We start from the raw sequence: 23,284 nt of genomic DNA, 5'->3' as shown, positions 1-23,284 counted from the left end.
TTATAATTTTATTGTTTTAAGGATTTAACCAAATGGAGGCTTTATTAAAGTCGAAAGGAGGTTAAGATGAGTGAAATTGTTATCTTTATGATCACTTTAATCACTCTTATCTTAGTCATTAAAAACTAAGATAAGAACTAATTTCTAATTTCTTAAAAAACATTTTAGAAAAACCCTGCTTAGTTTATCCTTAAAACATAAGCCTTCATATTAGCAGGGTTGAGGGCTTGTTATAAAGATATTTGTTTTTATATAATATTATTTGCTAAGTTTGAACAATATTATTTTATCTTAAAGCTCTAAAAACTACATCATATAAAATTTTATTCACTTATAGATTAAAAGCTCACAAAACATAAAATAAATAAAAATAATCTTAAACTATATAAAAATGAAAAAGTTTAAAGAAGCTTTTATGTAAGAAATTTTCCTTTTAAATATAATTTGGCAATTTTAAATTAAAAGGAGGTTAAAATGGAAAAAATTGTTATCTTTATGATAACTCTAATTACTCTTATCTTAGTCATTAAAAACTAAGATAAGAGTAATTTGTTTTTTACAAGTGATTAATGTTGAGCTTGAGGGGTTAATTATTTTAAACTAGAAAAATCATGCCTTTTTTGATATAAACAATCTTTATTTTATTACAAGGAAACATCAATGATATATGCTTATATAAGGGTTAGCACCGATAAACAAAACACTGAAAATCAAAAATTTGAAATACTTCAGTGGAGCAAAAGAAATGAAATTAAAATCAATTACTTTGTGCAAGAAGTTGTTAGCGGAAAAATAGCAATAGATCATAGGAATTTAGGAAGATTGTTTAAAAAATTAAAAAATGGAGATTCCTTAGTTGTTACAGAACTTTCAAGACTAGGAAGAAGTCTTTTGGATATTATGGAGAAATTAAACTGGTGCATAAAAAATAATATCACTATATATTCTATCAAAGAAAATTTTGCTCTTAATGACAATATCAACACAAAAGTAATTGCTTTTGCTTTCTCCCTCTCGGCTGAAATTGAAAGACAATTGATTTCACAGAGAACCAAAGAGGCTTTAGCTAGAAAAAAAATGGAAGGTGCAGTTTTGGGTCGTCCCAAAGGAAAAAAGAATAGAATTGAAGTAAATCCATGCTATCCAGCATTAAAACAAATTTTAAAATGGGATAAGCAAGGCTACTCGCATTCAAAAATAGCAAGAAGAATAGGTGTTCATAGAGACACTTTAAGAAAATTTCTAATTACAATGGGATATAAACATTTGCTAAAAAGATACAAACCTGAGATTTAACTTTCTCTTTTAAGGGAAAAAATAGTGTGCTTTTAGTAGAATAAAAAAATTAAAAAATAACGAACGATAAATTTTAACAAAATATTCTAAAATTTATATTAATTATTTGTATGTGTAATTAATTATTAAGTGTTTGTTTTATTCTAGTTTTTATTCTATCCCAAATTTGGTATAATAAAGAAATTAAAAAAATTATAAAAAATATCACTTATTTTATATCTAATTAATATTTTTTAGATATAATTTCAATATCATTAAAATATAACGAACATATTTAAAAAATATATCAAGGATATGAAATGAAAAAAGTAGTTTTAGGGTTAGCTTCTCTTAGTCTTATTGTTTTTTTAGGTGCTTGTTCATCAGAGCCTAAGTCTATGGAATATTTTAAAGACTCCAAAAATGAAAAAGAATTAAAAGATACTTTAAAATATTGTAAAGATAATAGAGACTCTATACTAAAAGATAAAACTTCAAAAGAATATATAGAATGCGAAAATGCTTTTAAAGCAGATGTAGGTAAATCAATGGGGAAAGAGCCTTTGGATTCTAAAGAGCTTTTAGATGAAGGTAGAGAAAAAGCAAATGCTTTGTTTGACTAAATAGGAGTGAAAAATGAGTAGTGTTTAGCTACTCGTTTTTTCAAATAAGAATAAATTTTTGATAGCCTATAATAAAACAGGATGCCAATATAAAAGCAATAGCAATAGCAACTAATAAATCTTTTATATATCCAAAAGAAAACTCAAAATTCATTATATAAACTTTAAAATATGCTACATAACAAACACAACAAAAAAACATAAAAGCGTGTATGATTAAAAATGTAAGCATATAAGTTAAAAAATCTATAAACATTTTACTCCTTTTTTTGTTATTATATCATATCCCTAAACATCTGCATTTTAATTTCTTTTGTTACAAATTCTAGTCCTTTTAAAAGCATTAAATCATTAAAATCACTCATACCTTGAGAGCTTTGCTCTTGTGTAAAATTTGGTAAAATTACACTAACATTAGAATATTTTTCTTTAATTTCTAAAGCTGTTTTTTTACCTGTATTTTCTAAACCTTTTAATTCTTTTTTTACATCATTATCAGCAAATATTGTGATATTTTTATCAGGATAGAGAGTATTTAGTTTTTTAACCACACTTTCTAAATTACCAGCATCTACTGCCATTATGATAGGTTTATTTAAAGCTTTATACAAAGTAGCACCAGTAGCAAAACCTTCACATAAATAAAATTCTTTTAAATTATGAAGTGTTTTAGTTCCTATAATATGAAAACAACCTTGTTTTTTTGCAAGATATTCCACACCTTGATCTTTTTCTTCTTGAGTTTTAATTACTCCTATGATTTTATCTCCATTTGAAAATATTCTTTGAAGTGACCATAATTTTCCATTTTCATCTTTTAAAGGAATTAATAATGAACCCATTTTATCTTGCTTAAGATAAAAGTTTTCATCAAAGCCTTTTTTCTTTAAGTAAGCATGGTTAGAATTAGCCCATCTTGCATTATTATACTCATCTTCTAATTTTAAGGCAGTTTTTTCTTGTAAGGCTAAAATTTCTTTTTCTCTAAGCTCTTGATCTTTTTTTATTTGATTATGTAATTCTTGAGAACTTTTTAAATTACCATTATAGTTTTTTTCTACTTGCATTTTCCAATTTTTCTTTACGCCTGTTTTAAAATTTTGTATAAAACCTGCAGGAAAATTGTTATTTAAATATCCAATATAAGCACCACTTAATTCTCTACCTTTATCATTAGTAGTTTTTACTCTATGAATTTTACCATCCATAATAGGTAAATTATCTATAATTAATCCTTCTTCTTCAAGTGATTTTTTAAATGATTGAAGGGCTAGGGAGGTGTTGGTTGAATAAGAATTACTTTTATTATTTAATGCGGTTTTATCTAACCATTTTTTAAATATATTAATATCTAATGATTTTGGTGCAAACCATTGTTTTTGTTTGTTATCCCACATTGCACCAAGTTTTTTAGCTTCACGAATATCTTGATATGGAACAAACAAAAACATTCTTTTTTTTGGCAAGATATTCCCCCTATTTATTTTAATTTAATGTTAGATTGACTATAATTTCAAGGAAATTCAAGGGACTCCTTGTGTCCCATCCTTATTTTATTCTTAACAATATTTCAAAATTTCTTTATCAAAAGTTTTAATTATATCACTTAAGAATAAATCTATTTTTTGTGGATTTAATCCTATGCTAGTGTCTTTAAATTTTGTCGTTAATCTTGGATAATATTTTCCATTTTTTTCCATTGTTTTTAATATATTTTCCCAATGATAGCTTCTATTTCTTAGATTTTGTAATAAACTAAGAATTATATCTACCTTATGCATATTTCTAAAGTTTCGTTTCTTTTCATCTTTTAAAAAGAAATTTTTATTACTGCTGTCATAATCTCTAAAATCAATATTTTTTACATCCATTATAGAATTTTGTAATTTATTTTTTTTAATGAGATAGATAATAGTTCCTAAGCTCATACAAGAAAGATATTGATGATGGGATAAAATCTTATTTTTTTCTCTATTTTCAATTTCAATCTTAGCTTTTTTAATATTTTCATCATTAGAGTTTTTTATCCAATCATTATCTTGTTCTGATAATTTACTATCAAGTTTATTTCTAAGAATAATTTCTAATGTTGCAATTTTTGGAGTGATTTTTCCTACAAGTTTAAGGTTATCATAATGCTTTACAATATCATCATTATAGGAAGATAATCTTATCTGCGATAGCAACTCATGAAATTTTATCTTATTTAATGATTTTTTTTGAATATATATTATTTTATATAGATAAAATAATATATATTCTATTAAGTTTTTATTTTTTTTCATATTATCCTCTAATTTCTGAATGTTTTAAATATCTTAACATAACACGAGATAGATGAAATATTATTATATGTTTGTATCACCATATCTTTTTATAGGTATTTTTAAATTTGGAAAATTTTTATCCATAGTATAAATTGCTGTGCAATTTTCTTTTTCTGCACAAAAATACTGCAAATAATCTTCAAAATCACCTTTATTTTGCAAGTAAAAATCACAAGCCATATTAATAACGCTTGATCCAAATGAAACTATATCAAAATATGGATTTGTTATTGTGTTTTTAAAAAAAGACATAAGGGCTGGTAATTTGTCTTTATCTATTAAATAAGCGATAGTTGAAATCATATCTTCTGAAAATACTATTTTTATTTCATTAGATATTAAAAAATATATTAATTGTTTAGCTTGTTCATTATTTATTCTTGCTTCATCAAAAAAATCAATAAAAATATTTGTATCAAGAAATACTTTTTTCATATATTACCCTTTTTTAAGTCACTTTCTAAAAATTCTTTTTTCATTTCTTTGGCTGTTTTACTTGGATGAAAAGCTCCATTAAACATACCTGCAAATTCATTAATAAAAGCCATTGCCTTTTGCTCATTTTTACTTCCATTGAATAATGTAGGTTCTTCATTATCATTTGATAAGCTAGGAATGTTACTATTAACATCAATTATTTTCTCTTGTTTTAATGAGGGATAATTTATTTGCTCATCATCTTTTTTAGAAATAATCACTTGATTTTCTACAACATTCTTATCTGAAGCTATTTGCTTAACTTCTTCAATAACATAATGATCTGGATTTTTTTTAATTTGCTCAAGACCTTCATATTCACTTTCAACTGACACTTCTTGCTTAAATTCTAAATTGTCAAAATCAAAAGTTTTAACGACAGTTTGTCTTAATTTTTTTAGATCTTTAAAAGAACCCTTACCTATGATTTGTGGATTCATAATATATGAATTTGAACCAATAATATCATATTCTTTTCTCTGCTCTTCTGTTACTTTAAAAATAACTTGCTTATCTTCAAGTTCTTTTATCGCACGATAAACACTTGATTTTCCTAAAATCTTCCTACTTTCAAAATAATGAACAAACTCACTATTATATTGAAAAACATTTTGATAATTTAAATTTTTAATCATCATCAACACAACTCTTAAAGCAGGATTTGAAAGATTATCAGTAAGAAAACTAATGTTTTCTACAAATAATTTAATAAAATCATCTTTGGTTTTTTCTCTTTGTAAAAAAGAACTTATTACTGTGGTAACTTCTCCTGTTACAGCATCAACTTTCTCTTGAACATTACTATATAATTTTTTAGTTTCTTTGTTTTCTAAATTAACTATCTTTGCCATATATTACCTTTTCCCAAAAATTAAAAAACATTATAGCATTATTTTCCCAAAAAATGATAAATTCCCAAATAAAAAAACAAATTGTATCCCATACAATGAATTTTATTGATTATTTTGGGAAAAATTACTTTTTTAGTTTTTTCCCACCACGAGCAGTTTTTGTCCCACGGGTGGGAAAATTTGTCCCACGGGTGGGAAAATCAAAAACCTTAATAAATAGCTATTTTATAAGCATTTGAGAGCATTTTTTATAAGTCTTTTTCTTCTTTATCTGTTCTTAAATTCAAAAAACCGCAAATTTCGCTAACGCTCATTTGCAAATAATGTAAATCAAAAGTAATAATATTACTTTTGAACTTTTATAATAATAAAATCCAAAACAATAAAATATTCATAAAAGAAATTTTTTAAACTAAAATAGTTATAATTAAATAAAATAATCTCAAATCAAAAAATTTTTTTATTTTATATCTAATTAATATTTTTTAGATATAATTTCAATATCATTAAAATATAACGAACATATTTAAAAAATATATCAAGGATATGAAATGAAAAAAGTAATTTTAGGGTTAGCTTCTTTTAGTCTTATTGTTTTTTTAGGTGCTTGTTCATCAGAGCCTAAGTCTATGGAATATTTTAAAGACTCCAAAAATGAAAAAGAATTAAAAGATACTTTAAAATATTGTAAAGATAATAAAGACTCTATACTAAAAGATAAAACTTCAAAAGAATATATAGAATGTGAAAATGCTTTTAAAGCAGATATAGGTAAATCAATGGGGAAAGAGCCTTTGGATTATGGCGAGCTTAGAAAAAAATATGATAAAGAAGCTGATGCTTTATTTGACTAAATAGGAGTGAAAAATGAGTAGTGTTTAGCTACTCGTTTTTTGGTTAAGATTTTGAATTTTTTATAAAATTTTTCCGCATTTACTTTATGGGTAATTAACTTATCTGCAATAAGGTTAATCATTTCAAAAAGACAATTAAAAGCTAAACTTTTGTAAACTGGTGGATGATATTTTATATTCATGGAAACTTTATTCCTTTTCAGTATTTTATAATTTAATATATTATAATATTAATATCTAATAAATTAATAATGGAGAAATATAATGAACGAAAATTCTTATGTAAATTTTGGTAGTTTTATTGCTGCAACAATTGTTAAGTGTTTAATGAAAACCAAAGGGCAATCTGAGGAAACTGTAGCATATGTTTTAGGGGTTAATGTTAATGAATTAAAAATAAAAGAAGGGCAAATAGATTATGATCCTTGCTGTAAAGTATTAAATTTTTTAGATGATGATTTTTATAAAGAAAGAGGACAATGGCTAAGTTGTTTAAACTCTTGCTTAAATTTAGTAAATCAGAAAGAACAGCAATTGCAACGACTACTAGAATATAGTGAAGAATTTATTCAAAACATCCAAGCAAAAGATATAACTATAAAAAATATTATTGATTTTTTTAAACAAAGCCACTCTCATGTAACAAAACAATACGATGAAAAATTTATTTTTGATATTCATAGAAAGAATTCTGGAGATGAAAATGAGTTAAATCTAGATGTGGCGTATATTTATATTTGTATTTTATATACAATTTCAAAGTGTCGTGATGAAAAAGAATTAGAAATTAGTGCATTAACGATGTTTAATATATCTACCCAATATCAATAATATATGATATAAATAGTTAATATAAATATTAACTAGAGATTTTAATCCCTAGTTAATTCTTTATCAGAATTTTCTTTTTTTAGGCATATTACTTTATCCCTAAACATCTGCATTTTAATTTCTTTTGTTACAAATTCTAGTCCTTTTAAAAGCATTAAATCATTAAAATCACTCATACCTTGAGAGCTTTGCTCTTGTGTAAAATTTGGTAAAATTACACTAACATTAGAATATTTTTCTTTAATTTCTAAAGCTGTTTTTTTACCTGTATTTTCTAAACCTTTTAATTCTTTTTTTACATCATTATCAGCAAATATTGTGATATTTTTATCAGGATAGAGAGTATTTAGTTTTTTAACCACACTTTCTAAATTACCAGCATCTACTGCCATTATGATAGGTTTATTTAAAGCTTTATACAAAGTAGCACCAGTAGCAAAACCTTCACATAAATAAAATTCTTTTAAATTATGAAGTGTTTTAGTTCCTATAATATGAAAACAACCTTGTTTTTTTGCAAGATATTCCACACCTTGATCTTTTTCTTCTTGAGTTTTAATTACTCCTATGATTTTATCTCCATTTGAAAATATTCTTTGAAGTGACCATAATTTTCCATTTTCATCTTTTAAAGGAATTAATAATGAACCCATTTTATCTTGCTTAAGATAAAAGTTTTCATCAAAGCCTTTTTTCTTTAAGTAAGCATGGTTAGAATTAGCCCATCTTGCATTATTATACTCATCTTCTAATTTTAAGGCAGTTTTTTCTTGTAAGGCTAAAATTTCTTTTTCTCTAAGCTCTTGATCTTTTTTTATTTGATTATGTAATTCTTGAGAACTTTTTAAATTACCATTATAGTTTTTTTCTACTTGCATTTTCCAATTTTTCTTTACGCCTGTTTTAAAATTTTGTATAAAACCTGCAGGAAAATTGTTATTTAAATATCCAATATAAGCACCACTTAATTCTCTACCTTTATCATTAGTAGTTTTTACTCTATGAATTTTACCATCCATAATAGGTAAATTATCTATAATTAATCCTTCTTCTTCAAGTGATTTTTTAAATGATTGAAGAGCTAGGGAGGTGTTGGTTGAACTATTATAATACATCGATAATCCTTTTAAATTTTATAGTGATTTAGAAAAAGATTTTTCGTTAGTCCGAACATGTTCCCTTTCACGAGAATTAAGCTTTTTTTGAAAAAACTCATCAACTTTTTTAAAAAAATAGTTTTTATCTTTTTTCTTATCTTTTGAATTATCTATGGTTTTATTACTTTCAGATGTTTGTTGAGTTTCCTTGTAAGCTTTTAAAAATTCTGAAACAAAATTAGAAAATTCATTCGCATTTGATAAAACTCCAACTTCTTTAATTGCTTCAAAAGTTCCATTTAGAATATTTTGAAAATTTTCAGCTTTAAGCGGAGATAATATTTTGTCAAAATTTTCTTTTATTTTTGGATTGATTCTTTTGTTAATACTAGCATCAATATTTTGACTACCTAGTTTAATTAACTCATCTAAACCTTTCTCAAAATGTCCATCACCCAATCTTACCTTTAGCGGTATTTTTAAATCATCAGTGATAATTTCAAACGCAATTTCTTGTTTTGAAAAAGATAATTTTTCCATTCGTTTTAGCTTTTCACAAGAATCAAAAGTTTTTAAAGTATTAAAAAGAGATTCAATCTCTTTAGGATTTGATGTATTGTCATAAGTTCCATTAAAAACACACTCTTGATATTCTTCACATAATGATGAATTATCAATAACTTTTACTTTTATATTTTCAAATGTTATGTTTTTGTTTTCATTTTCTTGTATATCTATGTTTTCCATTTTTCATCCTTAATAATTTTGTTTTTTGGTTTTGTTTTTTTGGATTATTGTAAAAATTGTTTATATTTTTTTAGTTGCTTTTATCCTCCTTATTGTTGGTATAGTTGATATTAAAAAAATCATCAACTTCACTACATAATGATTTTATCTTTTCTAAATTATTTTTTTGAATATAATCAAAAAATAAATTTCTAAAATCATCTTTATCTAACAAAGAGATAATTTCAGAGCCTATCTTCTTACAAAGCTTCTCTTTTCTCTCTTTTTCTTTTTGTTTTGCTTTTTGGATTTTTTCTTTATACTCTTGTTTGAGTAATTCTATTTCTTTGCTATCTTTTTTCATCTTACTCCTTGTGAATATTTTATATATTAATTATATCATAAATGTTGAAAATATTAATTTTTATGTAAAGATAAATTGACTAAAATACAGGTGTAAAAAATGTATCAATAGCAGGATAGCTATTTACTCCAAAAAATGACACCATTTTTTAGTAAATAGCAAAATATTCTCTGCGAGGCTCAATAAAAGGTGTTGTAATTTTTATGAAAAAAACTAATATTTACTTTGATGAAAAAAGTTATTCTTATCTTGTTAGACTAAAAAAAGAAATGAAAGTTTCTTTCAGTAAAATAATAAATACAATTTTAAAAAATATTTATGATAATGAAAAAGAAAATATAAACACCATAGATAAAATAAATTATCAAAATAATGAACCAAAAAAAGAAATTAGATTTAAACTTACTGAAGATGAATATAAAATATTTTCAGATTTTGCAAAGAAAAATGGAAATGGAACTGCAACAAAACAAATAAGAATTTTAACTTTAAATCATATTTATAAAGATAAATTTTTTGATAAAAATTATATCGATGAATTTATATTAGCAAGAACAGAAATAAACACAATAGGAAGGAATATATATCAGCTTTTAAAAATTTTAAGAAGCGGAAAAAGTGTGAGAATAAATGAAAAAAATTTAGAAAAATCTTTTGAGGATATTTCAATAAATATTGAAAAATTATCCAAAGAATTAGAAAAAATTATTCTTAAAAATAATGAAAGAATTTAATGTCAAGATTTAAAATTTTTGATGATGAGATCATAGCAAAAAGAGTTTATACTAAAATAGAAGTTGGATCTAAATCTACATATAATTTTGTTAAAAAAAATATATCAAATAAAACAAATAAAGTTTTTAGAAAAAACACTGAAGTCGTTGTAAAAATTACATCAGGCTCAAAAAATTTGCAAGCAGTTTGTAAACATTTAGATTATATTTCAAGAGAAGGAACAGTAGAAATAATTACAAGTGATTTTGATATATTAAAAGGAAAAGATGAGTTAAAAATTTTAAAAAAAATTTATGAAAATGAGGGCGCTCCTATTCCTAGATTTGGACAAGAAAAAAAAGAAAAAAGACATACTATTAATATGGTTTTTTCTATGCAAGACTATAAAAATGCACCCCCAGAAAAAATGAAAAAAGCTGTTTTAATGACATTAAAAAAAATGTATCCAGATAATTTTTTTGCAGTTGCTTTTCATGATGATACTGATAATCCACATTGTCATGTTTGTTTAAAAGTTGCAGATAAAAATGGAAAAAGAATTAATCCAAAAAAATCAGATTTAATGAATTTGAGATTATCTTTTGCTAAAGCATTAAACAATTTAGGTGTGGAAGCAAAAGCAACTATTCGTTCAAAAAACAATGAAGAAGTATCCTATAAACTTGAAAAAAATAAAGAACAAACTAAAATGCATTATTATCAAGTTTTAGATTATGGAAAAGCAAAATATAAATTTAGTCTTGATGAGAAAGCTAAAGGTAGTTTTTATGTGAAATATAGAACAAAAAAAGGTATAGCTGTAATATGGAGTAATGATCTTGAAAGAGTTATCAAAGAAAATAAAATTTTAAAAGGGGAATATGCAAAGTTTAAAATTATAGGACAAGAAACATATCAAATTAAGAAAAAAATTAAAGCAAATGGAAAGACTTTTGAAGTAACCAAAATGGCAAAAAAATCTGTTTGGGACGCTTCTGTTTTAGGTAGAGAAAAAGAGCTAAAACCATTGCAATCAGATGAAAAAAATAATCCAAAATATACTATAAAGGAAAACAATGAGAGAGATTATACAGAACAATATAGACAGAGAATCTTACAAGAGTCCAGTAATAAATCAAATATCCCAAGAGAATCTGCCAAAGAAAGAGACTCTATGCGAATATTGTCCGAACAGTCTGTGGTTCATGAGCGAAAAGGAACTCAAATGCCTATGCACATCAATGCACTCAATCAGCTACAGCAAGGAAAGCGAGAACGAACCTATAGTAGCTTGCGATGGACAAATTCTAGGAATAATGAGATTGAAAGAGATGGGTAATTTATAGAGAACCATAGTATAAATATCGCATTATATATTTTATAATATAGGTTTTTTAAGGAGAATTATAATGGAAATGCTTGAAAAAATAACATATCAAGATAAAGAAAACAATTTATTAATTTTGAATAATATACTTGATTTATTAGAAGATGGTTTATACAAGAAAAAAAATACAATAAATGATAAGTTTGATTTGATTTTTAAGCAACCAAAGCAATTTAATGATGAATATATTAAAAGCCATTATTTATCAATTTATAGAGCCATTGAATCGGTAAATGAAAATAGGTATTTTGTATTTTGGGAAATTGCTAGTGGTATGCCACAAAAGATAATAACGCAGACTATTATTTATGATATGGCAAGATTTTATAATACGATAAAGCACAAAGAAAAATTAATTGATGAGTCTTTGCGGTATATCGTTAAGGAAATCAATAATATAATTGGGAGCATACAAGGTTTGGGTGATTATATTGCACCACAAGAATCATTTTACAATTCATTTGGATTCTCGCAATTGTATACACCATTTCACACCTCTCTCATTGGAAAGGCTTTTTCAATCCGTATGGCACTAGAGAAAAAAATAAAGTGGATGATATTTGGTGATTTGCAAGAGTATAAAATAAATTTACATGAAGTTCTTAATAAGCTAAAAGAAAATCATAGACAATATTTTGATTTACCTTCAAATGTGGATTTTGATAAGATTATGCTAGTTAAAAATTGGTGTAATAGAATTATACACAACGGTTTATTTCCTTATATTTGGGTTGTATGGGATGCTATCGAGATCATAGAGCCACTTTTTGGTATTTCTAAGGAAGGAATGATTGATCTTAGAGGGTTTCATTACCGAAAAGATACAACACAAGATATTAGTGAAATTTTTCTTTAAAGATATAAAAAAATAAATAATATTATTTTAAGATCAATAAGCTGAACTTTGAATAACTTTTTATTGTATTTTATCTTGACAAAATTTCAATTTCGTTATGCTTATTTAATTTTTTACATAAATAAATACTAATTATTGTGTAATTTTACATTATATATTATTTTTAAAATGTATATATAAATTTTTTTATTATAATTATGTTATTATATTAAAAATAAAAGGAGAATATTGTTAATGTTGAGAAAAATATGTAGTGTTTTAGGTATTAGTAGATTGGAATTAGCCGAAAAATTGGGCTTATCAAAAACAACAATAGATTCTTGGAGTGATAGTTCAAGAATTTCTAAAACAGCTCAATTGGCCATGGAACTTATGATTGAAAACCATAAGCTTCGATGTTCCATTAAAAATTTTCAAGAAAGCTTTAGATCATTAAATTTGAATAGTTTTGATAATAATAAAAATTATATAATGATTGATTTAGCTAAAAGAATAGAATATATAATGAATGAGTATGAATTAAATGATATAACTTGTTCGAAAATAATGGGTGAGCCTAGTTTTGAAAAAATTAATAAAATTTTGAATTTGGATATTTATCCCGATTTTGATTTTTTAGATAAGTTTGCAAAAATGTTTCACATTAATGATAATTGGTTGTTAACTGGCAAGGACTTTCCTTTTAGGGTCGAATTTATTAAATCTAGATTTAATTCTCAATTGATGAAAGAAGCTGAAGGTTTTAGTAAAATTTACATAATTACTTGTAGCAATAATAACAAATATACCAAAATTCTTGCAATGAATTTTGACAATCAGTATGATTTTTATCATGTAGATTTTTGCATTGGTAATAATTTTCATATGGAAGCCAGAGAAAGCAGTGATTTATATGATTTATTTAAATTTTTTAATAATTTCAGGGCAAATATTTCCGTGTTGGAATTTAATGAAGAAGATTACAAGAAGCTCGTGTCAAGACAATTTTATCCAAAGAATATTTTAAAACATGGATCAATATCTTACATGCTTTTGGATTTACTAGATTTAAGATATGATATGGAAGAACAATATGATAGTTTTTTCAGAAAATGTATACAAATAATTAAAAAAGAAAAAGAATTACTAGAAAAAAACAATAAGGAATAAAATTAAGAATTTCACTTGAGCGTTTTGTTAATTTAATAAGATATTTTTTTGGGATAGTTATTGATATAAATTTATCCCAATTTTCTTCTTTTGCAAAAATAATGAAAGTTATTGTAAGTTCCTTTTTCGCCTAAAAATTTCCAAATATTGCGTAAAGTTATTTTTTTAGATATAAGCTCTTTTATTAGATCTTCATCTTTATCATACATACTATTAAAACTATTTGCAGGACGACCTATATTTTTTCCATTTTTGCGTGCATTAGCAAGTCCTGCTTTTGTTCTTTGTGAGATAAAGTCTCTCTCTGTTTCTGAAACATAAGCGTAGAAAGAAAGGAGTAATTTTTGAGAAGGATTGTTAAATGAACTTAATTCAGGTTGTCGTAAAAAAACAAATTGCACACCCTTTTCAGAAAGTTCTAATATTAATGTAATAACTTCAAGCATACTTCTTCCTAATCTTGAAAGTTCTGTGCAAATTAATAAATCACCTTCATTGAGTTTATCTTTTAATTCATTCATACGCCTTTTTTCTAAACTTTTTCTTGAACTCATTTCAACTTCCATAACTTCATCAATATTAATTTTGTTTTTTATACAATATTCATATATTTGGAGTTTTTGGACTTCTGAGTCTTGTTTTGCTGTGCTAATTCTTATATATGCTATTACCATTATGTAATTATATCTAAAATTGTTTGAAGTATTATTTTTTAATAGTATGTATCATTATAATATGTATATAATATTTTTTATATATTATATACATATCAAAATTATATTTTTAAAATATCTTTTAGTTATTTAGCACCTTAAATCTTATAAAAGCACCTTTATCCATACCCATTTGTTCTGCCATATTTGACAATCTTTCATATTCTTCACTTGTAAAACCCACAAGAAGCTTTTTATCTCTTTTGATTCTTCCAGATTGCGTAGGGGTTTTTTGTGCTGAAGTTTCTCCCGTAGCTCCTTCGATAAAACTATCTAAATTCACATTTGTATTTTTTTTAAATGCCATTTTATTATCCTTTGATTTTATTTATTAATTCATTATAGAAAGTATTAAATTCTTCTAAAGCTTTATTGTTAGAATTAATTTCTGTTTCACTAATTCCTAAACCCATTTGAATGCAAGTTTTATATTTTTCTCTTTCACAGATAATATTATCTAAAAGTTTAATATTGTCATCTTCTTGCTCTTTAATATAGGCTCTTAAATCTTCAATCTTTTTATTTAAAAAAGGATTTGGAGAGCTTTTATTGATTAAAACAAATGTTTGTAGATCTCTATTTAATTCCTTTGCCATTTTAATAATTGTAAACATTTTATCTAAAACACTAACATCAAATTGACTTGGGATTGTAGGAATGATTACAACATCTGAAAAACCTAATGCTATTCTCATTTCTTTTGAGTCTCTACCACCAGTATCGATAATAATTAAATCATACTCATTTTTATTTTTTTCTTTTTGTATAAAATCTTTTAAAGATTCGCCAACTTTAGATACAACAGAGAATGTTCTATTAATACCTTCTTCCATTCTAATATTGACAAAAGTCATAACAGATTTTTGTGGATCGCTATCACACAATAAAACCTTTTTACTCTCAGCTGCCTTAATTGCTAAATTTACAGCTAATGTGCTTTTGCCACTTCCGCCTTTTTCATTACAGATGGATATAATCATACTTATCCTTATGATATTTATTATATATCATAATTATATCATAAAAATATTAAATACATAGTATAAAAATATATATAAAAAGTGTAAAATATATTTATTTAATATACTATATAATAACAATAAAAAAATTATTATTTTTTTATTCCAAAAGTTAAATTTTTTTTATAATTAATAATTAAGATTTATTTAATTTATTTTTATGTATAATTGCCCTATTAGTAATTTACTAGTAAAAACTATACTTACTAATTAAAGTAACAATATTACAATAAATAAGGAGAATAAATATGAATAAACTTAAAGAAAATACTAATCAAAATAAATTAGTTCAAAACAAAACAATCCAAGCTGTAGATGTTGTTGAGAGTGTTATAAATAGTATAAAAAACAATTTTCCTGAAAATGCAAATTGTAGTATTAACATAAGCAATAATAAAACTGTTATAAAAATAAACGATGGGGTTAAAGGAGCTGTTGTAACATATGAGGAAAATGGAAATTTTCAAAGACAAGAAAAAGTTCAGTATATTAAAACAACTCCAGATGAAAGATTAAAACAGGTAGAGCAATTAATGGGAAAAAAAACACAAACGGAAATAGCTAGTTGTCTTATGGTAAGTCAAAAAACTATATCAAACGATATTAAAAAGATAAAAAAGATTAAGAAAAACTAACTTTTAACAAAGGATTAAGCATGATATTTTACCTCGATCATAATATTTACATATATTCTTTTAAAGATTCTTCAATAGAAGAAGCTGTTTCCAAATTGAAGGATAATTATATAAAATTTGTTTATAGTTATGCTCATATAGAAGAAATATATAGTGCTTGGAGTGATAGCCAAGGAGAATATAATATAGAAGAATTTCTTAAAAAAATTTCAGAATTTACCAATAACTATGAGTTTAGACCATTAATTAACGGAGGAATAACAGGAGTATTTGAAAAACCTATTTGTTGTTATAGACGTGTTTGTAAAAATCCAACTACCGAGATAATTAAGTCAGATGGTAAATTTTATCATAGTGCATTTGAAAATTACTATAAACAACTTTTAGAAGAAGATAAAAAATATATGGGTATTAGTAGCGAATGTAATTATGACAAAATTTGGGAGCTTGATAAAATTAAACAGCATATAGCTGAAATAAATGAAAATATGAAAAAAGTGAATGAATCTGAACGTATGAAAATGTTAGATAGACAAATTTCTACTGATTTAAAAATTGAACAAGGTATATATAATAAAATAAAAGACAACTTTATTGAACTTGAATATGTTATTGAGCAATTATTCAAACTACTAAATCTTTATGGTTTTAATGCTGATAAAAAATACAATAAAGTGGTTTCTGGTATTTATGATGTAGCACATGCTATATGTGCTACAAAATCAGACAAATTATTTACAACAGATAAAAGATTTGCTAAAAAATGTGAAGCTGTATATCGCTATATTGGTGTAAGTACTGAAGTGGTGTGTTGTCCTGTAGAAAAAATTTCTGATTGTTTAATCTCTAAATTAAAGACCGATTTTTAATATAAAAAATCATTTTGCATATCTCTTGGCTATAATAAGCGATATGCAAAAAATAATTTATTTACAACAAGAAATTATATTAGACACTAGGATCTAGTATATTATTAATTGTATTAAAAAGTGTTTTATAAGCTTTTATTATATCCACTTTCTCAATTAGTTGATTTTTGGGATTGAAAAAATTAATTTTTTTGTGTTTTAAATCTTGACCTAAAAATAAAAATTCTTGTTCTCGTATTGAATAAAATGATTGGGTTAATAAATCTTTTTGCTGAATTTCATTAATCGAAAATCTAATCATTATTTTGTAATAATCAAGTATAGATCTATAAATATGATTTTTAGCTTTATCTATATTGTTAAATAAATCAGATTGATCATCTTGAAGTAAAAAAATAGCTAAATGCGATAAAGCATTGTGAAGTTCTAAAACAGATTGTGTAAATCCTTTGGGTTTTTTACTATTATAATACTGTTTAAAGTCTTTCATATAAGGTTTTTTTGAAACCTTTCTGAAATAATTTCCTGCAAATTTTGCTTCTCTAAACAAATTAAATAAATCTTCATCTTCAAGTATTTTAGCAACACATAAAACATTTATATTTTCTTTTTTTATATTCGTAAGATTCCTTCCTGTTGCAAGAAATTTATCAATAAAAACTTCTAATAGTTTTAATTCTTTTTTGTTGGTTTCTAATAGTGTTTCACCAAAAACATCTATAAGATCTATATCTAATAATATATCCACAAAACTTAATATAACATTGGTATTTCTACCTCTATTTGAATCATTTCTGAAAAAGTTAGAAAGATCAACACTAAGATAATCTATATATAACTTAAATAAAGTTGTTGCTGCTGATATTTTATATTCCATATTTTTTTTGAATATATCCATAAATATCCGAATTTTTATAACTATTATCTATAGCATCGCTTAATTTTTGCATAGCTTCATCTAAGATAGGATCTTGAAATTTTTCACAAATATCAGATACGCTCCCAGTATTTTGAAAAGGCATATTTATAAAATCTACTTTTCCGTAACTATCTCTTAATAACTCTTTATCCATATTTAATCACTTTCTTAGAGAGATATTTTTTGTATTGCATTACTAATATATTTTATTATATATTGGTATATATTATCATATAATTATATATATTAATATAAAATTTCACAGAAAATATTGTTTTTATACTGAGATTTTTATTTCTCATAGTTTATAAAAAATATATTTATATATTATATAGATATAAGACACATAATTAAAAAATATTAAAAAGATATTTATTAGATATAAAATAAATATAATTTATTTTTAATTCGATTTAAGTTATATAATCTTTTCTCAAATTTTATGTTTCATAAAAAATCAACTTTCTCATATTCTTTGAAATTTTCTTCAAAATATTCTTGTCCTTCTTTTTTTGTTTGAAGACTATATCCTGAAAAAATTATTTTTTTATCTTCGTCTTTTTTAAAGATAATTATTGTATAGCATTGTTTATTCTTTGTTATAAAGAGAAAATTATTTTTATTTCTAAAACATTCGTATCTTTTTGTAATATTGTATTTTTTTATCATTTCTTTTAAGAAATTTAAAAATACTTCTTCTGTAAGTTCTTTTTGTTCTTCTTTATATTTTTTCATCAGATAATCTGCTTCTTCTAAAAAGTTATAATAATCTAATTCTTTCATTTGTTGCTTTTTCCTTTCTCTACTTCAATCATCATTTTGCATTTTGGACAGATAACTTTTTATATGCTTCATCTTCTGTATATTCAATATATTTATTTTCATTGCAATTTTTACATTTAATGTTAGTCCATAAGATCATGGGATGAAAATAAATTTTATTTGAAAGAAAATAAGGATATTTTTTACTCATATATTCTTCTCTGAAATTTTAGATTCAAATATAATCGTGATTTAGGTTTTAAGTTTTGTTTAATTTTACTTCTTACTTTTATAATTTTTTTATACAAATCTGATTTTTTAGTTGCCAAATTTACTCCTTTTTAATCCAAAATCAAAAAAAATGTTTATTACACATTTAATTTTAATAAAAAATTAAAATTAAATAATACCTTTATATTTAATATAAGAGCTAAATTTATCGTTCGTTATTTTTTAATGAAAGGACTCCTTTAAATGTTTAAAAAAATACTATTAATAGCATTAGCTGTAAATTTAGCTTTTGCTGCAGGCGGTATTGATAAAGTCAATACTTTGGCACAAGATATAGAGTCAGCTTTGTTTGGTGTTTCTATTATTGCTATTACAATAGCTTTTGGTATTGCAGGTTATAGAATGGCAATATTAAAACAGCAATGGACTGAAGTTTTACCAGTGGTAATTGGTGGTGTTGTTATAGGTTCTGCTTCTTCTTTGGCTGCTCTTTTGGTGGGTTAAAAGTTTATGAATAACTATTTTGATCCGCTCTTTAAAGGATTAACACGCCCTGCACTCCTTTTTGGAGTGCCTTTAGTGCCTTTTATAATAAACATTTTAGGATTTATCTTAATAGCTGTTTATACACAACAATTTTTTCTTTTAATTTTTGGAGTTATTTCTTATTTTATTATGAAAGCAATGACTAAGAAAGATGAGCAAATGTTTAGATTGTTTTTTTTAAAAACTAAATTTATTAGTAATTTTTTGAGTAGAAAATACCATAAAGCTAAAACTTTTAATAGCGTAAGCTATAAACGATTGCCAACTAATAATGATTTTCCAAAATTATCTATATTTCCACTTCATGCTGAACCAAGTTTAGAGAAATTAATTCCTTATAGCTCTTTACTTACAGATAGTATTGTTATTACAAAAGAACATATGCTAATTAGCACATTTTTTATTGAGGGTATAGAATTTGAGTGTGAGTCAGATGAGAATTTAATTTTTAAAAAAAATCTTTTAAATATGATGATAATGTCATTTTCTAATGAACCTATTGCTTTTTATTTTCATAATGTAAGATTTAAATTACATGAATTTTTAGATTCTCATTTTGAAAATTCTTTTTTAAAGGAAATTGATGAGAAATACCATAAGAGTTTTGATAAAAAAAGTTTTCAGCAAAATTCGCTTTATTTGACTTTGGTCTATAAGCCTTTAAAATCTAATATTGATTTAAAGACTTTCAATAAATTAAATTACAAATCAAAAGCAAAAGAAATTTCAAATTTTGTTCTTAAATTCCAAGAATACTTAGGAAAACTTGAAGCTAACATTAAAGATTTTAAACCAAAAATATTAAGTGTATATAAAAAGAATAATATTAAATATTCCGAGCAATTAGAATTTTATAATTATTTAATAGGTGGAAAATTTAATCCTGTTGTAGTTTGTGATACTCCGATATATCAATATCTAACAGGAACTTTAAAAAATATTCAATTTAACCACGATATGATTCAGCTAAACTACAATGATGATACAAAAAGATTTGCTAGAATTATTGAAATTAAAGATTATTCTAATGAAACTTTTTCAGGTATTTTAGATTCTTTAATGTATCTTGATGTAGATTATACTATCACTCAAACTTTTGTTCCTTTATCAAAATATGATTCAAAATCAGCATTAAATAAACAAATCAATCAACTAATTTCAAGTGAAGATGATGGCGTAAGTCAGATAGAGCAATTAAATTTAGCATTAGATAATTTAATTAGTAATGTTATAAGTTTTGGAAATTATCATTTTAGTATTTGTGTTTTTGGTGATAGCATTGATGAATGCAAGAAAAATACTAATAAAGTAATAACTTCATTAAATAGTTTAGGCTTTACTTCAACATTAGCAAATATTGCACTACCCGCTTCTTATTTTTCACAATTTCCAAGTAATTTTGCAATACGCCCAAGAGTTCATATGATCTCATCTTTAAATTTTTCATCTTTGGTTGCATTACATAATTTCTTAATGGGCAAAAAAGAAAAAAATTGCTGGGGCGATGCTGTAACTATTTTAAAAACACCAAATAAACAACCATATTTTTTAAATTTCCACAAAAGCGATGGAAAAACCAAAGATGAATTTGGTGATTTGAATTTAGCTAATACTTTGATTTTAGGTCAAAGTGGTGGTGGTAAAACCGTGTTTATGAATTTTATCATTAATCAAATGATAAAGTATGCTAATAAAGATAGCTTTCCTGCAAACATACCTGAAGATAAAAAGAAATTTACAGCTGTATTTTTAGATAAAGATAAAGGTGCTTTAGGCAATATTCTTTGTGCTGGCGGTAGATATATTTCTATTAAAAATGGTAAGCCTACTGGGTTTAATCCTTTTATGGTTGAAACTAATGAAGAAAATTTAAGATTTTTAAAACAACTAATAAAACTATGTGTAACACGCAATGGTGAAATTCTTAATACAAAAGAAGAAAAACAAATCAATGAAGCTGTAAATACTCTAATGTTTCAATTTGAAATTTCTGAAAGAAAATATCCTATTTCTTTACTTCTTGAAAATATTACAGATGATTTTAATGACAATAACTCTTTAAAAAGTAGATTGTCTTTATTCCAAAAAGGAAAACAATTTGGCTGGGTGTTTGATAATGAATATGACAACCTAGATTTTCCTGATGATATTAATTTATTTGGTATTGATGGAACTGAATTTTTAGATGAAAAAGATGTTTCAGCATTAATCTCTTATTTTATTCTTTGGCGTGTTATGAATTTAGCAGATGGAAGAAGACTTTGTATAGATATTGATGAAGCTTGGAAGTGGTTAGAAAATGATATTGTGGCAGAAGAAGTAAAAAACAAGTTTAAAACCATAAGAAAACAAAATGGCTTTTTAAGACTTGCTACACAAAGTATAGAGGACTTTTTAAAACTAAAGATAGCAAATACTTTAGTTGAACAATCTGCTACAAAAATATTTTTACCAAACCCTTTAGCAAAAGAAGATGAGTATTTAAGACTAGGTCTTAGTAAAGATGAATTTTTAATAGTTAAAAACTTTGCCCCACATAAACGACAATTCCTTGTTAAAAGACAAGATGAAGCAGTTGTTTGTTCTTTGGATCTTTCATCTTTAGGCAAAGAAAACCTAAAAATTTTATCTACAGGCACAAGCTATATAGAAAAAATAGAAAATATCTTTAATCAAGAAAACAAAACTTTGGAAGAAAAAATCAATAAACTTAAAACATTTTATAAGGAAGAACAATGAGATTAAGTTTAAGTAAAAATCAAACCAAAAAGCCACAGGGGCGCTTTATCTTAAATAGCCCTGTCAAAAGACAGGGTAAGACTCAAAAAGCCTTGACTACTATTAAACTTAGTAGTATAATTGCTACTAAGATAAAGCGTGTGAACTTCATCTTAAAATATCTCCTTTCTGGAGTTAAGATTAAGCCACAGGGTTGCCGCCCTGTGGCAAACCCCAAAAATAATTATATCCAAAAACAAAATAAATTTTTATTTTCCATAATTTCATCATTATGTATTGCAAATTTAGCTTTTAGTGCTGGTATTAATGTTAAAGTTATATTAGTAGCTATTTTTAGATTTAAAGCCACAAGGAAATCTCATCCCCATAAAAATGGGGCAAGGCTAATAAGTCTTGACTATTATCATACAAAGAAGTATAATAATAACTATGAGATTTATATGACTCAATTTAATCGCCTCCTTTCGGAGTGCAAATTAAGCCACAAGGGTGCGAACCTTGTGGCAAACACCCCAAAAAATTATATCCAAAAATTTAAAAAATCTATTCTTATTCTTACTTCCCTATTGATTTTACCTAACTTAGCTTTTAGTGCTGGTATTCCTGTAGTTGATGCGACTGCAAATTCACAAATGGCAACCCAAAATGCAAAAGAAGTTGCAGAATGGACTAAACAAGCTACAAGATGGCAAGATACGGTTAAACACTATCAACAACAAATTCAGGCTTATCAAAATGAACTTATGTCTAAAACAGGTTCAAGAGATGTCGTTGCTTTTATGAAAGATACAAAACAAATTTATTTAGATTTTGCTGAAGCTGGACAAAACATACAATCTTTTTATGATGATGTATTGCAAGATCCACAAGGCTTTTTAAGCGATAAGAGCAAAGATACATTTAGAAAATTCACTCTTTTTGATCGTTGCAATGCTAGTTATTTGAGTGAAGAGCAAAAAAGAATATGTAGAATGGATATGATTACTTATGCAGCTCAAGTGGAGCATTATAATCAAGCTTCTATCCAAGTTAATACCGTAGCAAAGTCTTTAGAGAAACTACACCAAAGACTTATAGAATCAAAAGATATTAAAGAAACTAATGACATTAACAATGCGATTAATGTAGAAAAAACCAAACTAGAAATCATTAAAACTAATCTTGAAATTTCTAATATGCATTATGAAAATCAAAGAAGAATAAGACAAGATCAAGCAGCACAGCTGTTTGCAGAATCAATGGGGAAAGAGCCTTTGGATTCTAAAGAGCTTTTAGATGAAGGTAGAGAAAAAGCAAATGCTTTGTTTGACTAAATAGGAG

Annotated in this window: 27 protein-coding genes; 13 read left to right on the top strand and 14 right to left on the bottom strand. The window is 24.9% G+C overall.

Going from position 1 to position 23,284, the window contains the following annotated elements; genetic code table 11:
- Positions 1-660: 660 nt before the first annotated feature.
- Both L8U98_RS07415 and L8U98_RS07410 read left to right on the top strand, forming a co-directional pair.
- The gene (locus L8U98_RS07415) at positions 661-1,296 is read left to right on the top strand and encodes a recombinase family protein (RefSeq protein ID WP_263725365.1); all 636 of its coding nucleotides are present in this window, start codon (positions 661-663) and stop codon (positions 1,294-1,296) included.
- A gap of 299 nt (positions 1,297-1,595) precedes the next feature.
- The gene (locus L8U98_RS07410; RefSeq protein WP_263725366.1) at positions 1,596-1,898 is read left to right on the top strand and encodes an EexN family lipoprotein; all 303 of its coding nucleotides are present in this window, start codon (positions 1,596-1,598) and stop codon (positions 1,896-1,898) included.
- Positions 1,899-1,938: 40 nt separating this feature from the next.
- On the opposite strand, the gene L8U98_RS07405 is transcribed toward L8U98_RS07410, so the two are convergent.
- The 5 genes from L8U98_RS07405 to L8U98_RS07385 all read right to left on the bottom strand — a co-directional run bounded on the left by L8U98_RS07405 (position 1,939) and on the right by L8U98_RS07385 (position 5,553).
- Complete coding sequence (locus L8U98_RS07405; protein WP_044599617.1) at positions 1,939-2,154, bottom strand: hypothetical protein; 216 nt, start codon at positions 2,152-2,154, stop codon at positions 1,939-1,941.
- A gap of 19 nt (positions 2,155-2,173) precedes the next feature.
- Complete coding sequence (locus tag L8U98_RS07400) at positions 2,174-3,364, bottom strand: DUF5710 domain-containing protein (RefSeq protein ID WP_263737857.1); 1,191 nt, start codon at positions 3,362-3,364, stop codon at positions 2,174-2,176.
- 93 nt (positions 3,365-3,457) lie between these two features.
- Positions 3,458-4,183, bottom strand: a complete 726-nt coding sequence (locus L8U98_RS07395; RefSeq protein ID WP_263663061.1) for a hypothetical protein — start codon at positions 4,181-4,183, stop codon at positions 3,458-3,460.
- 63 nt (positions 4,184-4,246) lie between these two features.
- Positions 4,247-4,660, bottom strand: coding sequence for a type II toxin-antitoxin system VapC family toxin (locus L8U98_RS07390; protein WP_044599615.1), 414 nt, complete (start codon positions 4,658-4,660; stop codon positions 4,247-4,249).
- Complete coding sequence (locus L8U98_RS07385) at positions 4,657-5,553, bottom strand: replication/maintenance protein RepL (RefSeq protein ID WP_263696079.1); 897 nt, start codon at positions 5,551-5,553, stop codon at positions 4,657-4,659. Before L8U98_RS07385 ends, L8U98_RS07390 begins: the two co-directional genes overlap by 4 nt.
- Positions 5,554-6,104: 551 nt before the next feature.
- On the opposite strand from L8U98_RS07385, the gene L8U98_RS07380 reads away from it, so the two are divergent.
- On the top strand, positions 6,105-6,407 hold the full coding sequence (locus L8U98_RS07380) for an EexN family lipoprotein (RefSeq protein ID WP_263725368.1): 303 nt from the start codon (positions 6,105-6,107) through the stop codon (positions 6,405-6,407).
- A 264-nt stretch (positions 6,408-6,671) separates the two neighbouring features.
- Complete coding sequence (locus tag L8U98_RS07375; protein WP_263725369.1) at positions 6,672-7,238, top strand: hypothetical protein; 567 nt, start codon at positions 6,672-6,674, stop codon at positions 7,236-7,238.
- A 41-nt stretch (positions 7,239-7,279) separates the two neighbouring features.
- On the opposite strand, the gene L8U98_RS07370 is transcribed toward L8U98_RS07375, so the two are convergent.
- From L8U98_RS07370 to L8U98_RS07360, 3 genes are all read right to left on the bottom strand, one after another.
- Entirely contained in the window at positions 7,280-8,353 is a 1,074-nt protein-coding gene (locus tag L8U98_RS07370; RefSeq protein WP_263737856.1) for a toprim domain-containing protein, read from the bottom strand.
- A gap of 18 nt (positions 8,354-8,371) precedes the next feature.
- Complete coding sequence (locus tag L8U98_RS07365) at positions 8,372-9,082, bottom strand: hypothetical protein (RefSeq protein ID WP_012662288.1); 711 nt, start codon at positions 9,080-9,082, stop codon at positions 8,372-8,374.
- Positions 9,083-9,152: 70 nt separating this feature from the next.
- Positions 9,153-9,425, bottom strand: coding sequence for a hypothetical protein (locus tag L8U98_RS07360; protein WP_044599609.1), 273 nt, complete (start codon positions 9,423-9,425; stop codon positions 9,153-9,155).
- 203 nt (positions 9,426-9,628) lie between these two features.
- Between L8U98_RS07360 and L8U98_RS07355 the strand changes: the two genes are divergently transcribed.
- From L8U98_RS07355 to L8U98_RS07340, 4 genes are all read left to right on the top strand, one after another.
- Positions 9,629-10,159 carry a hypothetical protein gene (locus L8U98_RS07355; RefSeq protein ID WP_257911298.1) on the top strand — a complete coding sequence of 177 codons (531 nt, stop codon included), beginning with the start codon at positions 9,629-9,631 and terminating at the stop codon, positions 10,157-10,159.
- Positions 10,159-11,478 carry a relaxase/mobilization nuclease domain-containing protein gene (locus tag L8U98_RS07350; protein WP_263725371.1) on the top strand — a complete coding sequence of 440 codons (1,320 nt, stop codon included), beginning with the start codon at positions 10,159-10,161 and terminating at the stop codon, positions 11,476-11,478. Before L8U98_RS07355 ends, L8U98_RS07350 begins: the two co-directional genes overlap by 1 nt.
- A gap of 70 nt (positions 11,479-11,548) precedes the next feature.
- Positions 11,549-12,382, top strand: a complete 834-nt coding sequence (locus L8U98_RS07345; RefSeq protein WP_263725372.1) for a hypothetical protein — start codon at positions 11,549-11,551, stop codon at positions 12,380-12,382.
- Between the two features lie 234 nt (positions 12,383-12,616).
- The gene (locus L8U98_RS07340; protein ID WP_263725373.1) at positions 12,617-13,531 is read left to right on the top strand and encodes a helix-turn-helix domain containing protein; all 915 of its coding nucleotides are present in this window, start codon (positions 12,617-12,619) and stop codon (positions 13,529-13,531) included.
- Between the two features lie 71 nt (positions 13,532-13,602).
- On the opposite strand, the gene L8U98_RS07335 is transcribed toward L8U98_RS07340, so the two are convergent.
- The 3 genes from L8U98_RS07335 to L8U98_RS07325 form a co-directional block, all read right to left on the bottom strand.
- Positions 13,603-14,205: a recombinase family protein gene (locus tag L8U98_RS07335; RefSeq protein ID WP_263725374.1), complete on the bottom strand. Its 603-nt coding sequence runs from the start codon at positions 14,203-14,205 to the stop codon at positions 13,603-13,605.
- Positions 14,206-14,326: 121 nt separating this feature from the next.
- Positions 14,327-14,551: a hypothetical protein gene (locus tag L8U98_RS07330; RefSeq protein ID WP_263662990.1), complete on the bottom strand. Its 225-nt coding sequence runs from the start codon at positions 14,549-14,551 to the stop codon at positions 14,327-14,329.
- 4 nt (positions 14,552-14,555) lie between these two features.
- Positions 14,556-15,224, bottom strand: coding sequence for a plasmid partitioning protein (locus tag L8U98_RS07325; protein ID WP_044599638.1), 669 nt, complete (start codon positions 15,222-15,224; stop codon positions 14,556-14,558).
- A 287-nt stretch (positions 15,225-15,511) separates the two neighbouring features.
- On the opposite strand from L8U98_RS07325, the gene L8U98_RS07320 reads away from it, so the two are divergent.
- On the top strand, positions 15,512-15,898 hold the full coding sequence (locus tag L8U98_RS07320; protein WP_263725375.1) for a hypothetical protein: 387 nt from the start codon (positions 15,512-15,514) through the stop codon (positions 15,896-15,898).
- 95 nt (positions 15,899-15,993) lie between these two features.
- Positions 15,994-16,767: a hypothetical protein gene (locus L8U98_RS07315; RefSeq protein WP_263725376.1), complete on the top strand. Its 774-nt coding sequence runs from the start codon at positions 15,994-15,996 to the stop codon at positions 16,765-16,767.
- 79 nt (positions 16,768-16,846) lie between these two features.
- Here L8U98_RS07315 and L8U98_RS07310 read toward each other — a convergent pair whose 3' ends face one another.
- The 3 genes from L8U98_RS07310 to L8U98_RS07300 all read right to left on the bottom strand — a co-directional run bounded on the left by L8U98_RS07310 (position 16,847) and on the right by L8U98_RS07300 (position 18,469).
- Positions 16,847-17,644 (bottom strand): hypothetical protein, encoded by a 798-nt coding sequence (locus L8U98_RS07310; protein WP_263725377.1) that lies wholly within the window; start codon positions 17,642-17,644, stop codon positions 16,847-16,849.
- The gene (locus L8U98_RS07305) at positions 17,634-17,840 is read right to left on the bottom strand and encodes a CJH_07325 family protein (protein WP_173777034.1); all 207 of its coding nucleotides are present in this window, start codon (positions 17,838-17,840) and stop codon (positions 17,634-17,636) included. Before L8U98_RS07305 ends, L8U98_RS07310 begins: the two co-directional genes overlap by 11 nt.
- A gap of 293 nt (positions 17,841-18,133) precedes the next feature.
- Complete coding sequence (locus L8U98_RS07300) at positions 18,134-18,469, bottom strand: hypothetical protein (RefSeq protein WP_012662256.1); 336 nt, start codon at positions 18,467-18,469, stop codon at positions 18,134-18,136.
- 453 nt (positions 18,470-18,922) lie between these two features.
- Between L8U98_RS07300 and L8U98_RS07295 the strand changes: the two genes are divergently transcribed.
- From L8U98_RS07295 to L8U98_RS07285, 3 genes are read left to right on the top strand one after another with little or no spacing between them, the layout of a single operon-like run.
- Positions 18,923-19,183, top strand: coding sequence for a TrbC/VirB2 family protein (locus tag L8U98_RS07295; protein ID WP_012662257.1), 261 nt, complete (start codon positions 18,923-18,925; stop codon positions 19,181-19,183).
- Positions 19,184-19,189: 6 nt separating this feature from the next.
- Positions 19,190-21,964, top strand: a complete 2,775-nt coding sequence (locus L8U98_RS07290) for a VirB4 family type IV secretion/conjugal transfer ATPase (RefSeq protein WP_263725378.1) — start codon at positions 19,190-19,192, stop codon at positions 21,962-21,964.
- On the top strand, positions 21,961-23,277 hold the full coding sequence (locus L8U98_RS07285; RefSeq protein WP_263725379.1) for a type IV secretion system protein: 1,317 nt from the start codon (positions 21,961-21,963) through the stop codon (positions 23,275-23,277). Before L8U98_RS07290 ends, L8U98_RS07285 begins: the two co-directional genes overlap by 4 nt.
- The last annotated feature ends 7 nt before the right edge of the window (positions 23,278-23,284 follow it).

Source organism: Campylobacter sp. RKI_CA19_01128 (genome assembly GCF_025771175.1).
GTDB lineage: Bacteria > Campylobacterota > Campylobacteria > Campylobacterales > Campylobacteraceae > Campylobacter_D.
Note: the sequence above shows the minus strand (reverse complement) of the source record. Positions and strands in the feature narration are given on the sequence as shown.

What these genes read in the sequence shown, in the direction of transcription:
- L8U98_RS07325 (WP_044599638.1), bottom strand. Translation starts at nt 15,224, where the DNA reads ATGATTATATCCATCTGTAATGAAAAAGGCGGAAGTGGCAAAAGCACA.
- L8U98_RS07320 (WP_263725375.1), top strand. Translation starts at nt 15,512, where the DNA reads ATGAATAAACTTAAAGAAAATACTAATCAAAATAAATTAGTTCAAAAC.
- L8U98_RS07415 (WP_263725365.1), top strand. Translation starts at nt 661, where the DNA reads ATGATATATGCTTATATAAGGGTTAGCACCGATAAACAAAACACTGAA.
- L8U98_RS07335 (WP_263725374.1), bottom strand. Translation starts at nt 14,205, where the DNA reads ATGGTAATAGCATATATAAGAATTAGCACAGCAAAACAAGACTCAGAA.
- L8U98_RS07380 (WP_263725368.1), top strand. Translation starts at nt 6,105, where the DNA reads ATGAAAAAAGTAATTTTAGGGTTAGCTTCTTTTAGTCTTATTGTTTTT.
- L8U98_RS07305 (WP_173777034.1), bottom strand. Translation starts at nt 17,840, where the DNA reads ATGGATAAAGAGTTATTAAGAGATAGTTACGGAAAAGTAGATTTTATA.
- L8U98_RS07340 (WP_263725373.1), top strand. Translation starts at nt 12,617, where the DNA reads ATGTTGAGAAAAATATGTAGTGTTTTAGGTATTAGTAGATTGGAATTA.
- L8U98_RS07310 (WP_263725377.1), bottom strand. Translation starts at nt 17,644, where the DNA reads ATGGAATATAAAATATCAGCAGCAACAACTTTATTTAAGTTATATATA.
- L8U98_RS07370 (WP_263737856.1), bottom strand. Translation starts at nt 8,353, where the DNA reads ATGTATTATAATAGTTCAACCAACACCTCCCTAGCTCTTCAATCATTT.
- L8U98_RS07300 (WP_012662256.1), bottom strand. Translation starts at nt 18,469, where the DNA reads ATGAAAGAATTAGATTATTATAACTTTTTAGAAGAAGCAGATTATCTG.
- L8U98_RS07330 (WP_263662990.1), bottom strand. Translation starts at nt 14,551, where the DNA reads ATGGCATTTAAAAAAAATACAAATGTGAATTTAGATAGTTTTATCGAA.
- L8U98_RS07355 (WP_257911298.1), top strand. Translation starts at nt 9,629, where the DNA reads ATGAAAAAAACTAATATTTACTTTGATGAAAAAAGTTATTCTTATCTT.
- L8U98_RS07365 (WP_012662288.1), bottom strand. Translation starts at nt 9,082, where the DNA reads ATGGAAAACATAGATATACAAGAAAATGAAAACAAAAACATAACATTT.
- L8U98_RS07345 (WP_263725372.1), top strand. Translation starts at nt 11,549, where the DNA reads ATGGAAATGCTTGAAAAAATAACATATCAAGATAAAGAAAACAATTTA.
- L8U98_RS07375 (WP_263725369.1), top strand. Translation starts at nt 6,672, where the DNA reads ATGAACGAAAATTCTTATGTAAATTTTGGTAGTTTTATTGCTGCAACA.
- L8U98_RS07290 (WP_263725378.1), top strand. Translation starts at nt 19,190, where the DNA reads ATGAATAACTATTTTGATCCGCTCTTTAAAGGATTAACACGCCCTGCA.
- L8U98_RS07350 (WP_263725371.1), top strand. Translation starts at nt 10,159, where the DNA reads ATGTCAAGATTTAAAATTTTTGATGATGAGATCATAGCAAAAAGAGTT.
- L8U98_RS07295 (WP_012662257.1), top strand. Translation starts at nt 18,923, where the DNA reads ATGTTTAAAAAAATACTATTAATAGCATTAGCTGTAAATTTAGCTTTT.
- L8U98_RS07395 (WP_263663061.1), bottom strand. Translation starts at nt 4,183, where the DNA reads ATGAAAAAAAATAAAAACTTAATAGAATATATATTATTTTATCTATAT.
- L8U98_RS07385 (WP_263696079.1), bottom strand. Translation starts at nt 5,553, where the DNA reads ATGGCAAAGATAGTTAATTTAGAAAACAAAGAAACTAAAAAATTATAT.
- L8U98_RS07405 (WP_044599617.1), bottom strand. Translation starts at nt 2,154, where the DNA reads ATGTTTATAGATTTTTTAACTTATATGCTTACATTTTTAATCATACAC.
- L8U98_RS07390 (WP_044599615.1), bottom strand. Translation starts at nt 4,660, where the DNA reads ATGAAAAAAGTATTTCTTGATACAAATATTTTTATTGATTTTTTTGAT.
- L8U98_RS07410 (WP_263725366.1), top strand. Translation starts at nt 1,596, where the DNA reads ATGAAAAAAGTAGTTTTAGGGTTAGCTTCTCTTAGTCTTATTGTTTTT.
- L8U98_RS07360 (WP_044599609.1), bottom strand. Translation starts at nt 9,425, where the DNA reads ATGAAAAAAGATAGCAAAGAAATAGAATTACTCAAACAAGAGTATAAA.
- L8U98_RS07285 (WP_263725379.1), top strand. Translation starts at nt 21,961, where the DNA reads ATGAGATTAAGTTTAAGTAAAAATCAAACCAAAAAGCCACAGGGGCGC.